The sequence below is a fragment of the Rhizobium gallicum bv. gallicum R602sp genome, assembly GCF_000816845.1.
GTDB classification, from domain to species: domain Bacteria; phylum Pseudomonadota; class Alphaproteobacteria; order Rhizobiales; family Rhizobiaceae; genus Rhizobium; species Rhizobium gallicum.
The window spans coordinates 755,216-771,116 of sequence record NZ_CP006880.1 but is presented as its reverse complement, the minus strand read 5'-3'; the positions used below and the strand labels follow the sequence as shown (position 1 = coordinate 771,116).

General features: G+C 58.4%; 10 protein-coding genes. 6 read left to right on the top strand and 4 right to left on the bottom strand.

The features are described 5' to 3' along the window. Positions 1–89 precede the first annotated feature (89 nt). The 4 genes from RGR602_RS26850 to RGR602_RS26835 all read left to right on the top strand — a co-directional run bounded on the left by RGR602_RS26850 (position 90) and on the right by RGR602_RS26835 (position 6,232). Entirely contained in the window at positions 90–1,022 is a 933-nt protein-coding gene (locus RGR602_RS26850) for a carbohydrate ABC transporter permease (protein WP_040115058.1), read from the top strand. After that, positions 1,019–1,861, top strand: a complete 843-nt coding sequence (locus RGR602_RS26845; RefSeq protein ID WP_040115057.1) for a carbohydrate ABC transporter permease — start codon at positions 1,019–1,021, stop codon at positions 1,859–1,861. The genes RGR602_RS26850 and RGR602_RS26845 overlap by 4 nt, the downstream gene beginning before the upstream one ends. 28 nt (positions 1,862–1,889) lie before the next feature. After that, positions 1,890–4,910, top strand: a complete 3,021-nt coding sequence (locus tag RGR602_RS26840) for an alpha-mannosidase (protein WP_040115056.1) — start codon at positions 1,890–1,892, stop codon at positions 4,908–4,910. A gap of 152 nt (positions 4,911–5,062) precedes the next feature. Next, complete coding sequence (locus RGR602_RS26835; RefSeq protein ID WP_223844149.1) at positions 5,063–6,232, top strand: ROK family transcriptional regulator; 1,170 nt, start codon at positions 5,063–5,065, stop codon at positions 6,230–6,232. A gap of 35 nt (positions 6,233–6,267) precedes the next feature. Here RGR602_RS26835 and RGR602_RS26830 read toward each other — a convergent pair whose 3' ends face one another. Then, entirely contained in the window at positions 6,268–7,239 is a 972-nt protein-coding gene (locus RGR602_RS26830) for an ROK family transcriptional regulator (RefSeq protein ID WP_223844148.1), read from the bottom strand. On the opposite strand from RGR602_RS26830, the gene RGR602_RS39305 reads away from it, so the two are divergent. Further along, entirely contained in the window at positions 7,186–7,317 is a 132-nt protein-coding gene (locus tag RGR602_RS39305; RefSeq protein ID WP_267285128.1) for a hypothetical protein, read from the top strand. The two genes, RGR602_RS26830 and RGR602_RS39305, sit on opposite strands and share 54 nt — an antisense overlap. Positions 7,318–7,540: 223 nt before the next feature. On the opposite strand, the gene RGR602_RS26825 is transcribed toward RGR602_RS39305, so the two are convergent. Then, entirely contained in the window at positions 7,541–7,744 is a 204-nt protein-coding gene (locus RGR602_RS26825; protein ID WP_022716742.1) for a response regulator transcription factor, read from the bottom strand. Positions 7,745–8,215: 471 nt separating this feature from the next. On the opposite strand from RGR602_RS26825, the gene RGR602_RS26820 reads away from it, so the two are divergent. Further along, complete coding sequence (locus tag RGR602_RS26820) at positions 8,216–10,195, top strand: putative bifunctional diguanylate cyclase/phosphodiesterase (RefSeq protein WP_052451771.1); 1,980 nt, start codon at positions 8,216–8,218, stop codon at positions 10,193–10,195. Positions 10,196–10,373: 178 nt separating this feature from the next. Here the strand turns inward: RGR602_RS26820 and glgB are convergent, their stop codons facing one another. Together glgB and treS are read right to left on the bottom strand one after the other, a co-directional pair. Continuing rightward, positions 10,374–12,581, bottom strand: coding sequence for a 1,4-alpha-glucan branching protein GlgB (glgB, locus tag RGR602_RS26815; RefSeq protein ID WP_040115053.1), 2,208 nt, complete (start codon positions 12,579–12,581; stop codon positions 10,374–10,376). Beyond that, a complete protein-coding gene (gene treS / locus RGR602_RS26810; RefSeq protein WP_040115052.1) occupies positions 12,578–15,895 on the bottom strand; it encodes a maltose alpha-D-glucosyltransferase in 3,318 nt (1,105 codons plus the stop codon). Before treS ends, glgB begins: the two co-directional genes overlap by 4 nt. Positions 15,896–15,901 lie beyond the last annotated feature (6 nt).

Sequence of the window (15,901 nt, the reverse complement as noted above, 5' to 3'; positions counted from 1 at the left end):
ACCACCTGGCGGCGCGGGTCGGAACGACCTCGTGCCGCCAGGAAGCCCGTGCAACCGCTGCCTAACGATGAAACGGCCGGATCGGACCGATGATGGATGCAAGCATTGCCGCCACAGGCCCCCAAAGGATCGGCAGGAAAGCCGCCGGACGCCATAGTCCCTCCCCGCTGCCTTGGCTTATGCCGCTCATTCTTGTCCTTGGCGCCTTTTATCTTTACCCCTTGATTGACGTCTTTCGCTTTGCGTTCACCAACGTCTCGCTGCTTGGCACGGACGAAGAATACACGCTGCAGACGATCGTCACCACATTGTCAAAGCCCGAGCTCTTGCAAATCCTGTGGGTGACATTCGTCTTCACCGCGTCGAGCGTCGTTGTGCAGCAATTCTTCGGGCTTTTCATCGCCTTGATTGTCTTGCACAGCGAAAAGCGCCGGCTCTTCGGCTCGACGATCGTGCGAACAACAGCCCTTGTCGCCTGGGTTGTTCCGGGCATTGCCGGCGGCATCATCTGGAAAATGCTTTTCAACGAAGCGCCGTTTGGCGGATTGAACAGTCTCTTGCGCCTGATCGGCGTTCCGGCTGTGCAGTGGTTGTCGGATCCGCACATGGTCATGTGGTCGGTCGTAATTTCCAATGTCTGGCGAGGCACGGCGTTCTCGATGGTTGTGATGTATGCGGCGAGCAAGGCCATCGATCCTGTTCTTTACGAGGCTGCCGAAGTCGACGGCGCAAATCCGTGGCAACGGCTGATCTATATCACTCTACCTCAGCTGCGGACCGCTATCCTCGTCAACATGATCCTCATCACGATCCAAACCCTGAACACGTTTGACGCAATCATTTCGCTCACCGGCGGCGGCCCCGGCCGCGCGACCGAGGTTCTCTCGCTATACACCTTCAACGTCGTGTTCCGAAATTACGACCTTGCAGCCGGCGCGGTCTTGTCGATCCTGATGCTTACAATCAGTCTTGGCCTTGCACTCATCTATGCCCGTTTTCTGCCAAAAGGAGAACCGACTTGAGGCCTCTCAGACAAGATCGCATTGGCGATGCGCTAAGCTATCTGTTCCTTGCCATAACGTTTCTATTCTTCGCCTGGCCGTTGCTTTGGCTGCTGTCGCTTGCGCTCAGAACGCGCAAGGAAATCTTTCTGGGCGTGAGCCGTCTCATCCCCAAAGCGCCAACTTTGGAAAATTTCGGCGCCATCTTATCCTCCGACAAGTTCGCAGGATATCTTTGGAATGCGTTGATCCTGTCCTCGTGCAGCGCAATCGGCTGCCTGATCGTGGCGCTGCCTGCAGCTTATGCCTTCTCCCGATTTCCGTTTCGCGGCAAGGGAGCCTGGATGATGATCCTGCTCGCCTTTCAGATGATTTCACCGCTTGTTATCATGGTGCCGCTCTACCGCTACATGGCAGCACTTCACCTTACCGACAGCCATTTCGGTGCAACAATGGTCTATATTGCCCTCGCGGTACCAATGGTGACATGGATATTGAAGGGCTCAATCGACGGCATTCCGAAAAGCCTCGACGAAGCTGCCGTCATTGACGGCTGCGGTCATTTTAGCGTCTTTTGGCGCATCATCCTTCCCTTGTCGGCACCAGGCATCGCCTCAGCCTTCATCATCTCGGTCATCGCCGGCTGGTCGCAGTTTCTCGTCCCATTTCTTCTCATCAGCAAGGAATCTCTCATGCCCATTGGGGTGGGGATTTTCCAGTATGCCGGAACACAAAACGACTCCTCCCTCCAGTTGCTCGCGGCGGCCTGCCTTGTATCGGTCGTTCCAGCCATTATTGCCTTTCTCGCCCTCCAGCGGCTCATCCTCGGCGCCATGACGGAGGGCGCCGTCAAGGGCTGACATTGCATTCACATCTCAGGATCTCATCATGACGCTTACTCTGACCCAACGCCTCGACCGCATTCGCGTCCGTATCGCAGAGCTGGAATACTGGCGTTCACGCGAAACTATTGAGATAGACGGCTGGACCTTTGAAGGAGAGCCGATTGCAATCGGCGATTCATGGCCACGCAAAAACGGCACAGTGCGCTTTTCCGGCGCGATCACCTTGCCCGGCCATTGGCCCCTTGACGACGCTCGGCTCGTGCTTGACCTTGGCGGCGAAAGTCTGATCACGATCGCCGACGAGACGGGCAATGAGACACGACTCGGCCTTGATCCCTATCACCGGGAATTCCTTGTCCCTTCGCGCAGCATCCGCATCTCTTCCGAAACCGTCGCGCGCCTGCCCTTTGGCGAACCCGTGCGGCACCCGAGGTTGGAACATGGTGCAGTCATCTGGCTGGACACTGCCGTTGACAGGCTCTGGCTGCTCTTGCGGCAGATCACCGAGGCGGCCGAAATCCTCGACGGCCACGAGGTCATTCCGCATCTCCTGGATGTCGGCGAACACGCCATGCGCGGCCTCGACTGGCCATCGGCCACCGCCGCCTATGTCGCGCGTACGGCGTCCTCGCCGGTCCAGCGGAAGATCTGGCAGTTGCCGCCAGTTGAGATTTCACCTGAAGGTCTTAATCAGAGCCAGCGGGCCAGTGTGCTCGAAGCCTACGAAACACTTGTTGGACAGCTCAAGCAACTGCGCGAGCGTTTTCCGCCGCAAGGCGCAATCGCACTGACCGGACATGCGCATATCGATCTTGCATGGCTTTGGCCTTACAGCGAAACCCGGCGGAAGATGCGCCGTACATTCCACACGGCGTTGTCGCTCATGGAGCAATCGTCCGATTTCCGCTTTAATCAGTCCACAGCCCACTACTATGCGCAGATTGCCGAAGACGATCCAGGCTTGCTGGCGCGCATCATCGAACGGGCAAAGGCAGGCCAATGGGAGACGCTTGGTGGCATGTGGGTCGAACCCGACACCAACATGCCGACCGGCGAGAGCCTCAGCAGGCAGATCCTTTATGGCCAGCGCTATTTCGAAAAGACCTTCGGGGTTCGCCATACCGTCTGCTGGCTTCCCGATTGCTTCGGCTTTTCCGGCGCCCTGCCCCAGCTCCTGCGTCAAGGCGGCATGAACAGCTTCTTCACGATCAAGGTCAACTGGTCGGAAACCAATCAATTCCCGGCCGACCTCTTCTGGTGGGAAGGGCTCGATGGCAGCAGGGTCCTTGCCCACACATTCGACAATCCGATGCAGGGCTACAATGGCTTCGTGCGCCCGGATTGTTTCGTTCCGACCTGGAAGAACTTCCGCCAGAAGGACAAGCACCAAGCCACGCTGCTTGCCGTGGGCTATGGCGATGGCGGCGGCGGCGTGACGCCGGAAATGATTATGCGGGAAGAGCAACTGCGCTTTTTCCCGGCTTTGCCGCAAGCACGCTGGACAAGGGTCCACGACTTCTTCAAGGATGCGCATGACACCGCAGCCAGGAAGGACCTGACAGTCTGGCAGGGCGAAATCTATCTCGAACTGCATCGCGCAACGCTCACCAGTCAGAGCGCCGTTAAGCGGCTGCACCGAAAAGCAGAGCGCAGTCTGGTTACCGCCGAGACGCTGGCCGGCCTTGCTTATCTTCTGGGGGGCGAGCTGCCGGCATCAATGGAACGACCATGGCGTGTCGTCTTAAAGAACGAGTTTCATGACATCCTGCCCGGCTCCTCGATTGCCGAGGTCTATGTCGATGCCGCCAACGAACTCGACGCAGTCGTGGCAGAGGCGCGCTCAACTCAAATGGCGGCGATGAAATCGATAGCCGCGCAACTGCCGGTTGGAGAAGGCAACAATGTTCTGGTGGTCAATCCGTCGCTGTCTGAGCGTCCCATCCGCTTGACGCTATCAGACGGCAGCACAATCTCGGCCGAGGGAAAGATCGCGCCGCTTGGGATTGCTGTTCTGGCGACCGAAGCACTCCAGCCAAAGACCGGCCTTTCGGCAGGGCGCGACTATCTGGAAAACGCTGTCTTGAAAGTGAGGCTTGCCAACGACGGCTCGATCGCCAGCATTTTGCACAAGCCAACAGGCCGCGAGGCGCTTGAGGGCTTCGGCAATCGCCTTTACGTCTATCCTGCCGACAAGCCGCGCAATTGGGACGCCTGGGATGTCGAAGAAGACTACGCCGCTCGTGGCGAAGAGATCACTCATCTCGACAGCCTTGACCTGATTGAGAACGGGCCGCATCGGGCGGCGATCAAGATCGTTCGAACCTGGCGCCACTCGCGCATCACGCAGGTTCTGTCGCTTGGTGCCAACGCGCGGCGGCTGGACATACAGACAGAACTTGACTGGCATGACCGACGTGTCTTCCTTCGCACGCTCACGGGCGCTGCCGTGCGTCACGCGAGGGCGACCTGCGAATGCGCCTACGGGGTCGTGGAACGTCCGACCCATTCCAACACGTCCTGGGACGCTGCGATGTTCGAAGCACCTGCCCATCGCTTTGCCGATCTTTCGGAGCCTGGTTTTGGCGTTGCCATCCTCAATGACGCAAAGTATGGCCACAGCGTGCGCGGCAATGTCCTGGGCCTCTCCCTCCTGCGCGCGCCAGTCTATCCCGATCCGCTTGCCGACGAAGGCATCCAGACTTTTACCTATTCACTGATGCCACATGAGGGTACTTGGTACGAAGGGGGTGTGAGGGAGGAGGCCGAAGATCTAAACCAACCGCTGTTGGCCGTTGCCGCCACAGATCGCGCACCGGGCAGATGGCAGCCGCTTGCCGCCGTCGGGATTGATGCGGCACTTTCCGCCGTCAAGCCCTCGGAGGACGGCGATGGCCTCATCGTGCGCGTGTACGAGCCTGCCGGGCGGCGCGGGAACTTTGAGTTACGCCTTCCGCCGCGGTGGCAGAACATGGGCGTCGTCAGTATCCTCGAAGAGCCGATGGAGGTGCCGATTGCCGGTTTGCGCCCCTTTGAGGTCAAGAGCTGGCGAATAGCCAGGACTTGATGCGATACGCCTCGATGCAACAGCGCTCTTGGGGTGCTTTTCGCATCCACTATAATCGCCTAGTTTGCGTTGAGATTAGGTCACGGCGAAGGGATACCGGATTGATACTGTCGGGCTCGAATACGGAGCAGGCTGCGGCGGCCAATCGGGCCATGATTCTCGCCGCAATTCATCGCGGCGCCCCGATCTCGCGCACGGAGCTTGCCCACCAATCGCGGCTGACGAAACAAGCCGTCACCCGCATCGTGGATCGATTGCTCGACGAAGGTCTCGTTATGGAGGCGCGCCGCAGGCACGGCCTGCGCGGACAACCTGCCATCGAGCTGGAGATCGATCCCGAAGGGGTGTTTTCGGTCGGCGCGAATATTGATCGCGATCACCTGACGATCGTCGCTGTGGATGCAGCCGGCACAGTGCGCGGACGCATCCATCACGAAAGGCGCTTTCTGCTACCGGACGACTTCGCGGGCTTGATGGCAGACGCGCTGTCCTCTTTCCGACGCCGCAGGGTCATCGAAGAAGCTCGTCTGGCGGGAATTGGCCTTGCTATTCCTGACTGGCTCGGAGAGGTTAAAGTCGTCGGCTTTCCATCAGAATACCGGCAATGGGTTGGCTATGACGTGCGCGGCGCGCTGGAGGCAATTTCCGATCATCCGGTGTTCATCGACAATGACGCCAACGCTGCTGCACTCGGTGAAATCGAGTATGGTCTCGGCACGGAAATCGGCAGTTTCTTCTACATCCTCGCCAATGCCTGTCTCGGCGGCAGCCTCGTCATTGATGGGGTCCGTCATAAGGGCGCCAGCGGAATCGGCGGAGAAATTGGTTGGCTGCCGGTCGTCTTTGATGATGGCCCGTTTGCGGGAAGCACCCAGCCGCTGGGCGAAATGTTCTCGCTGTTTATCCTGTTTGACTATCTTGAGCGCAACGGCATCAAAGCGAAAACCCCGGGAGATCTTCTCAACCTCGACAACGCGGGTCGCGGCCGCGTCAGCAGGTGGCTGCGAAAGATCAGCATCAAGCTTGCCCAAGCAATTGTCGATATCGGCATGATCGTTGATCCGGAAGGCGTTCTCATCGGTGGCCGCTTTCCTGTCCGTCTCATTGATGAACTGCTTGTCTACGTCCACGAGGAGATTACTCGGCTTGGCGCACGAGCGCCGTCCGTTCACCGGGCGGCCGGCTCGGAAGATGCCGCGGCTCTCGGTGCTGCCGCAATCCCGCTTGCCCATCGTTTGGGGTTGCCATCCGCCGAACCGGGTCAGCGGTTTCGAAATCCAATCAGCAGCCGACAGTCCCAGGACCCGGTCACGGTTGCGTGACGGTTGGCAGGGCGCGTTAAGCCACGCCCGAAAGATCATGGACGTTCAGCGGGCAAAAGTGTGTCGGAAAACGGCCGTAATGCCGCGCCGACGGCGACCCCTGCCCACGGAAAGGACGCACGCCGCACGCAGGGTATCCAAGGCGCGATCACGAGATCGCGAATTTTGTCGTCCCGTTCGCGCGACAGGCGCGCAATGATTGCCTCGAAAACATCGTCGGGCAGAGCACCACCGATGAGGATGGCGCCCGGAGCGATAAATCCTGAAATCGCCAGGACCGCCTCATGAAGATGGCGCGCAGCAATCGCCACCCAGCCATCCGTTTCGCCCGGGTGGGCTGCCAGGTACTCTTTGAGCGAAGCCAACGTCGCGACTTCGTTCAGGCTCGCGCCATCAACACCCGAGCGCATGTCGCCGATCTGGCCCGCCAATCCGTGAACACCCCGAAACGGCCGGCCGCCGATCAAAAGCCCGGCGCGCACAGTTTCGTCGACGATGACGATCACCAGACCGCCTTCGCGGTCGCCTATGCCCAACATACGCTCGGCATTGACCGCCGCCTCGGTATCATCCAGAAAAAAGAGCGGGCCAACGTCCAATTCAAGGCTATCCTCAATTACTTTCCGATCGAGAGCCCCGGCCGAGAGAGCGATACCGCATCCCAGCAGTCTGCCAGAGAGGCCAGCGGCATGCCGGATGTGTAAAACAGCCTCCTTGATTTCTTCGGGTTTTGTGAAGGCGCGCTGTTGAAGGATCCTACCGGCAAGATCCATGACGACAGCTTCACCGCCATGCGCACCGAGGCGGATTCCCAAGGAATATGCGGCGTCGGCTCGCAACGAGAACTCGAGCGCCGTGTAGTGCGCAGTTGTAGGACGCTTTTTCCCGCTGACCAGACCAGCATCGGCTAGGCGGCGCATAATCCCTGTTATAGCCGGCTCCGTGAGCCCAAGATGCCTGGAAAGCTCCTGGCGGGTGAGCGGCCCAAAGCGGCGCAGGAGCCCCATGGCCGTGCGGGAATTGTGATCTGCAATGTCGACTGGGCTGATGCCTGGACGATCATCGTTGCGATCCCGCCCCCTTGATGCGCCAGATACCGAAAGCCGCCGTCCTGTTTTCAAATCAAGCCATTCCCGATACGATCGACAATGCAATAGCGGGTCTTCGCCTGCATCAAAATGAGAAAATGCGTCCACGAGCAAACCTGAAGGAATGGCGCCGCCCTCAAACGGCAGCCGAAGCGGCCGAACCGCCCCAGCGCGCTGGCCATTTGCCTGTGCACGTTCCAGAACCGGCGTGACACTTTCATCATTCAATCACGCCTGTCCGTAGCGCCGCGGCCACCAGAGCTGTATCCTTGTAGACTGCAAATGTATCCTTCAGCGCTTCGATATGCGTTCGCACGGTATGCACCGAGCACCCGAGGATGATCGCAATCTCCTGCGCGCTCTTTCCGTCGCACATGAGCGTCAGGATTTCCCTCTCTCGCTTGGTGATGTGGATCTCGTTCAAGTTCTTCCTCTTCGCTTAACGCATTGCGTGGCTCCTAATAGATATAGGTGCGTCGTGCGCTCGCCGGAGGCAGAACGAACCTGTTTTCATGAATTCTCGGTGCACATTGTGCAACAATACGACACCGCTACGCGGTCTGAGCATTGCGGGCGGTCTCGACTGCACCCCTTTGTTCCGTTCAGACCGGGCATCGAATCATGAAGGCCCGCAGCATCTCCGTCAGTCTCTAACGCGCTGTTTCTCTCAATGGCAGAACCTGGGGCCTTATATAAGCACTTGCGGAGCGAAGCACGACGGGAATCATGCCGAAGTGTCGGCTTGTTTGCACGCGAAGATGACCGCCGACACGACTTGGTTGAGTTATTTCAAAGAAAAGGCATTGTGATTGCATCATGCGCACTTTAAGGTTGCGTTTGATCTCGCTTGTTGCAAAGGTAGGTTATGCTTAGTTCCTTCCGTATTCTGGAGACTATGCAGCAGGGTGTCGCGCTGCTGGATGCAGACTTACGGGTTGTAATTTTCAACGATCGGATTGGGAAACTGTTGCGCGCCCCCAAGGGGGCAATTGAAGTCGGCGTCAGTGCGACAAGGATGGCTGCTCAGATTCCGATTCTTGCCCGGACGCAGCAATCCGATGACAGTCAAGAGAGCTGGCTCACGCATCTCCTCAAATGTTCGACTTTGTTCTATCAGGAGATTTCAATCGGTGAGAGGATCGTTTCGCTGACCTCCACGCCGGTGGACGACGGCGGATGGTTGGTCAGCTGCGATGACATTTCGGCGCTGGCCAGCATAAGAAAGGATATGGCCGATCAGAACCGCCGCTTCGATGCGGCATTGGCAAACATGCCGCACGGACTGTGCATGTTCGATGCTGACAAGAACCTGTTACTGTGCAACGCAGGCTATTGTCGCTTGTATGACCTGCCCGAAACGTTGACACGGCCGGGAACGCCTCTTTGGCAAATCCTCGACTATCGGCAAACAGCTGGAAACGCGCCGGTTCAGCGGGAGGCGTATTTCGATGTTGTCGTCGAAGCCGCGCTAAAGGGTTCCGCCGCCAGTGAGAATATCGTCTTGATGGATGGCAGGGTGATAAAGATCACACATAACCCGATGGAAAACGGCGGCTACGTCGCAACCCATGAAGACGTCACTGAATCCGTGCGTGCCGAAGAACAGATCAAACACATGGCGGGTCACGACCCGCTGACTGGCCTGCCCAATCGCGCGCTTTTACGTGAGAAGCTTGAAAAGGAATTGGCCCTTCGCAAGCGCTGCGCGCTGTTATGCATGGATCTGGACCACTTCAAACATGCGAACGATACATTGGGGCACGCCGCAGGCGACCTCCTGCTGAAGGAAGTAACCGACAGGCTGAAGAAATGCCTGGGTGAGGGCGATAGCATTGCCCGGCTGGGCGGCGACGAATTCATCGTCTTTCAGGAGGAGGTCCAAACGAAGGAACGCGCCGCTGCACTTGCGCAAAGACTTGTCAATGCTATCGGCGAAACGTTTATCGTCGAGGGGCAGCCTGTTCAACTCGGGGTAAGCATCGGCATTGCGATAACGCCTGACGACGGCGACACGGCAGATGGTGTGCTGAAGAATGCCGACACCGCTCTCTACAAAGCGAAAACGGATGGCAGAGGGACCTATTGCTTCTTCGAGCCTGCAATGGATGCCGGCATGCAGAAGCGGCGCAAACTCGAAGTCGACCTCCGGCAGGCCATCGCAGGCAGCCAGTTCGAAATCTACTATCAGCCGCAGGTCAATGCAGGAACCGAAGAGGTTGTCGGCTTCGAAGCGCTCTTGCGTTGGCACCATCCCGAGCGGGGCCTGGTTTCACCGGGCGAATTCATCGCGCTGGCGGAAGAAACCGGCTTGATCGTGCCACTCGGGGAATGGGTGTTGCGCCAGGCGTGCAAAGATGCCGCAAGCTGGCCAGGGCATGTAAGGGTTGCGGTGAACATTTCCCCAGTCCAGTTCAGAAGCCCCTCGCTTATCCATACGGTTATTTCTGCCCTTGCTGATTCAGGTCTGTCGGCTTTTCAGCTTGAACTCGAGATCACCGAATCCGTCCTCCTCACTGACAGCGAGACGGCCCTGGCAACCCTGCACCACATCAAGAAACTTGGAGTGCGGATTGCGATGGATGACTTCGGTACTGGATATTCCTCCTTGAGCTATCTGAGGCTTTTTCCGTTTGACAAGATCAAGATCGATCAATCATTCATCCGCGAACTTGGAGATTCCAAGGATTGCGCCGCCATCGTGAAGGCGGTGGTCGATCTGGGATCAAGCCTCGGTATCACGACGACTGCCGAAGGCGTCGAAACGACTGACCAGCTCGATCAAGTGAGGGAGCACGGCTGCACCGAAATTCAAGGATATTTCTTCGGAAAACCTCTGCCTTTCAGTCACGTCGAGAAACTCTTGCGCAAAGGTTAGCCTTCCCAGTCGCGCTGAGAAGCCTTCGGAAGCCAAGCGTCTGGCCGCTGCTTGTCTGACAAAAGCGCCGCAGACCATCGCGCTGATCATCCAGCCTCGCCGCAGTATTCCCAGAAAGCATGACCAGGTGCCGGACGTCTGGTCGTCCGGCACCACCCCCAGCGCAGATGGAAGAGCGCTAATCCTTGTGCCTTAGGAAGACCGTTGCGAGCGGCGGCAGTGTCAGAAGGACGGAATACTCCTTGCCGTTACTTGGCTGGCGTTCGGCCCAGACCTCAGTCTGGCCAAGATTGGCCCCCCCGTAGATCGCCGCGTCGGTATTGAGTACCGCCTGCCAGCGGCCCTCCGTGGGCACACCGACCCGGTAACCGTACCGCGGAACAGGGGTGAGATTGGACATAACCAGCATCAGCGACGAGCGGTCGGGCGAACTGCGAAGCATGCCGTAGACGGAGTTTTCCGCGTCGTCTGCGACCGCCCATTCGAAGCCAGCGGCATGAAGGTCGCTGAACTGGATCGCCGGCTCTTGCGCATAAAGCCTGTTGAGGTCACGGATCAGCCGCTGAATACCTGCATGAGCGGGATCGTCGAGCAGGTCCCAATGAACGGAACCATCGTGGTTCCATTCACTCTCCTGGGCAAGCTCGCAACCCATGAAAATAAGTTTCTTGCCTGGATGCCCCCACATGAAGCCGTAATAGGCGCGCAGGTTAGCAAGCCGCTGCCAGTGATCGCCGGGCATCTTTGCAAAAAGCGAACCCTTGCCGTGCACAACCTCGTCATGGGAAAGCGGCAGCATGAAATGTTCGGAATAGGCATAGATCATGCCGAACGTCATCGCCGCATGATGGTATTTGCGGTGGACTGGATCTTCCTGCATGTAATGCAGGGTGTCGTGCATCCAGCCCATGTTCCACTTGAAATCAAAGCCGAGGCCACCGTCCTCGGGCCGCGTCGTGACCCCTGGCCAGGCGGTCGACTCTTCGGCTGCTGTAAAGGCATGCGGGCACCGATGATGGATGATGCTATTCAGGTGCTTGAAAAATTCCACCGCTTCAAGATTCTCGCGTCCGCCATATGCGTTGGGGATCCATTCGCCCTCGTTGCGGCTGTAGTCGCGGTAAAGCATTGAGGCGACCGCATCGACGCGCAGACCGTCGACGTGATAGTGCTCCAGCCATTCAAGGGCACTGGCGATCAGAAACCCTTTAACCTCGTTGCGCCCGAGATTGTAGATCAGAGTGTTCCAGTCCTTGTGGAAGCCTTCGCGCGGGTCTTCGTGCTCGTAAAGCGCGGTGCCATCGAAGCGGGCAAGCCCCCATACATCGGTTGGAAAATGCGCCGGCACCCAATCGAGAATGACGCCAATGCCGGCAGCATGGCAGCGGTCGACAAAATAGGCGAAGTCATCAGGAAGGCCGTAACGGCCGGTCGGGGCGAAAAGGCCAAGTGGCTGGTAGCCCCAGGAGCCGCCGAACGGATGTTCCATGATCGGCAACAGTTCGATATGCGTAAAGCCGAGATCTTGGACATAGGGAACCAGCCTCTGGCTGAATTCGACCCAGTCGAGGGGCCGGTTTGCCTCCTCGGCAATCCGAAGCCAGGAGCCAAGATGCACCTCGTAAACTGAAATTGCGCCTTCGAGTGCGCGCTCGGCGCGGTGAGTACGCATCCAGTCTTCATCGCTCCAGCGGAAGGGTTTTGAGGGCGCGACGATCGAAGCTGTAGAGGGTGCAGCTTCGCTGGCACGGGCGACCGGGTCGGCCTTTTGCGGCAGGAGATTGCCGTTGGCATCAATGAGTTCGAACTTGTAGCGTTCTCCATGCGTCAGGCGCGGGATGAAGATTTCCCATACGCCGGCTGAAGGACGCAGTCGCATCGGATGCCGGCGACCATCCCAACTGTTAAAGTCGCCAACCACGGAAACCCGACGAGCATTGGGTGCCCACAGACAAAATCGCACGCCCTGTATGCCATCGATCTCCATCGGAATGGCCCCGAGCGTGCGGCCGAGATCATAGTGGGTGCCCTGAGAAACTAGATGCAGGTCAAGCTCACCGAGCAGCATTCCAAAAGAATAAGGGTCCTCCGTCTCCTGTACGGAATCCGGCCAGTTGATGCGAAAGAGGTAATTCGTCGTGCTGCCGATTGCCCCGGCAAACAGGCCACCTTCGTGAATCGTCTCCAGTCTCGTCAGCACGCGGCCGGTGTCAGCCTCGACCACGTCGACTGATGATGCCCCGGGCAACAAGGCTCTTACGACGGTGAAATCGCCATACTGATGGCGTCCGAGGATCGAGAATGGGGCACCGTGGCGGCCTTCGACGAGAGCCTGAAGGCCCTCCTGGACAGTGCCGATCATCAAGTCTGTGCGCTCGTATCTCATGCGACTTTCTCCAGCAGTCTCGAGGCGATGGCCGAGAAACCGCCAAGCGGCAGCGCCAGCCAGTTGGGTCGGTTGCGCGCTTCATAGGTGATCTCGTAAGCGGCTTTCTCGAGCAGGAACAGATCGAGGATGCGACTGCGCGAATTGGTCGGAATGTTGAGTTCGCGCACGTCTTCAATCACTTTGAAATAAGCACCGAGGAACGCCTGCTCGGCCAAGTCGATGAAGCGCCTAACGAGTGCGCTGTGTCTTTGGTCTTCCACTTCGCTTACCCGCTCCAGGTCAAGATCGGCGGATGCCGCCAAATAGTTGAACGACCTCAAGAGGCCCGCGACATCTCGCAGGGGATTGGTCTTTGCGCGGCGTTCGGCAAGATCGCGTGCGGGCTCGCCCTCAAAATCGATGATGTAGGCATCCCCCTCCGCAACCAGGACCTGGCCGAGGTGGAAATCGCCGTGATTTCGGATCATCAGCGTGCCGACCGCAGCCCTGGCGAGATCGTCAACAGCATTCAAGAGATCCTCGCGCTGCTGGACGAGAAAGGCGATCTGTTGCGCCAGCGCCGGCGCAAGACTGTCGCCGTTTGCCTTAAGCATGTCGAGGCTGCCGCGAATTTGCTCCCTTACAGCGTTTGCCCAGCGAACGGCGTCCTCATCGGTGATGCGGACGGGCTTGAAGGCTTCGTCTTCGGTTGGCCGCGCCAAGGCCGCATGCAACTCGCCGAGCCGTTTGCCAACGGTCGCAGCGAACTCGACGAGCGGCTTGAAATGCTCGTCGGCCGTCTTGCCGTCGACGCCGGTCACCACGACCTCGTCGGTCGAGCGACGCAGATTGGCCAGCATCCAGTTCCACGCATCGCCCTGATTGCGAATGGCTCTTTGAACGATAATCAGCGTGAATCGGCTGCCATCGGGTGTGATATGAACGACTTCGCCGAGCAGGTGCGCGGTATTGGCATATCCGACGCTTGTCAGCCGGCGCGTCATCTCCACTTCCGGATGGACACCGGGGAATATATGGCGGATGAGTTTTACCATCGCCATATCGCCGACGATCAGCGAGCTGTTGGATTGCTCGGCAGAGAGCCAGTGCACTTGTATGTCATCATCGACGCTCATGCAGTCGAGCTGGGCAGTCCCTACAAACTCGAGCTTGCCAGCGCGACCGGCAATGACGGCACGGTCACAGAGGCCCCGTATGACGCCGCGTGCAAGACCTTCCATCGCAAATCCGTCAGTCAGGAAGCCGACGCGACGGCCCTGACGGAGACGGGCAAGGGCAAGCTGCTGGGCAAGCGCACTGGGCTGGCTGTCATCCCACGATACGGCAAGCGGCAGCAGGTATGTCTCATTGCGAGCTTCCAGCTCCGCTTCCAGTTCTGCAAACAAGATGTTGCCGGCGAATGGAAACGGCATGGCGGAAATCAGGGACGCACGCCTTAACCTCTCGCCCTTGGCAGCGAACCAGCGCCGCTTGCCGAGATAGGCCGGCAGCACCTCGCTCGAAAGCGTACCTGAAAGCCGGGGCTCATCGAGCAGTTCCTGCAGGTCGCGACGCACGACCATGGTCACCATGTCCTGCATCTGCTCGGGAGGCTCGGCGCGCCATGCGGGGCCATCAGTCTCCTGGCTGAGCTGGAACCAAAAGAAACCATAAGGGGGCAGCGTGAGCAGATAAGTGAGTTGACCGATCGGCGGGAAAGGAGACATGCCCGTCAGCTCAATCGGGATGTAACCGGCAAAATTGGCAAGATCCAGCTCGACGGCTTGCGGCAGGCGCGACAGGTTGGCGACGCAAAGGATCGTTTCGCCTTGGTATTCCCTAAGATAAGCAAGGATTTTCCTGTTGCCGGGCGACAGGAACCGCAAGGAACCGCGCCCAAATGCAGTATGTTTGTTGCGCAAGGCCAGCATATGCCGTGTCCAGTTGAGCAACGAATGGGCATCGGCCCCCTGTGCTTCAACATTAACCGCTTCGTAGCCGTAAAGCGGATCCATGATGGGCGGCAGAACGAGGCGCGCGGGGTTTGCCTTGGAGAAACCGCCATTGCGGTCCGGGGACCATTGCATCGGCGTTCGCACGCCATCGCGGTCGCCTAGATAGATATTGTCGCCCATGCCTATCTCGTCGCCGTAGTAAATCACGGGAGTACCGGGCATCGAAAGCAGAAGCGCGTTCATCAGCTCGACGCGGCGGCGGTCGCGCTCCATCAGCGGCGCAAGACGTCGCCTGATTCCGAGGTTGATGCGCGCGCGCCGATCGGCGGCGTAGATATTCCAAAGATAGTCCCGTTCGTCGTCGGTGACCATCTCGAGTGTCAGCTCGTCATGATTTCTCAGGAAGATCGCCCATTGGCAACTCTCCGGAATTTCGGGCGTCTGACGCATAATATCAGTGATCGGAAACCGATCTTCCTTGGCAATTGCCATATACATGCGCGGCATCAGGGGGAAGTGGAATGCCATGTGGCATTCATCGCCGTTGCCGAAATAATCGCGGGTATCCTCTGGCCATTGATTGGCCTCGGCAAGCAGCATTTTGCCAGGGTGAGTGGAATCGAGTGCTGCACGGATCTTCTTCAGGATTCCATGCGTCTCTGGCAGATTCTCGTTGATTGTCCCCTCGCGCTCGACCAGATAGGGGATTGCGTCCAGTCGGAAACCATCGATTCCGGTTTCCAGCCACAAGCGCATCACGCTTAGAAGCTCTTTCAGCACGATCGGATTATCGAAATTGAGGTCCGGCTGGTGGGAATAGAACCGGTGCCAATAATAGGCGCCGGCGACAGGATCCCAGGTCCAGTTGGACTTTTCAGTGTCAAGAAAGATGATCCGGGTTTCCGGGAATTTCTGATCCGTGTCCGACCAGACGTAGAAGTCGCGCTCTGGCGAGTCGGGAGGCGCATGGCGCGCCCGCTGGAACCACGGATGCTGATCGGAGGTGTGGTTGATGACAAGCTCGATAACGACTCGCAGCCCACGTTGATGTGCGGCTTCCACGAAGGCCTCGAACTCCTCCATGGTGCCGTAATCAGAACTGACATTGGTGTAGTCGGCGATATCGTATCCATCGTCGCGGCGCGGGGACGGGAAGAACGGTAAAAGCCATATGACATTGGCACCGAGCGAAGCGATGTGATCGAGCTTCTCATGCAGCCCCTCGAAGTCGCCGATGCCGTCTCCATTGGCGTCGAAAAACGACTTGATGTGAAGCTGGTAAATAACCGCGTCCTTGTACCAGAGCGGATCGGAATCTTGCGTGCTTGAGTGCGTCTCGGTCTGCGCCTGACTGCGGCTTGTAGTTGCAACATCCATTTTGCT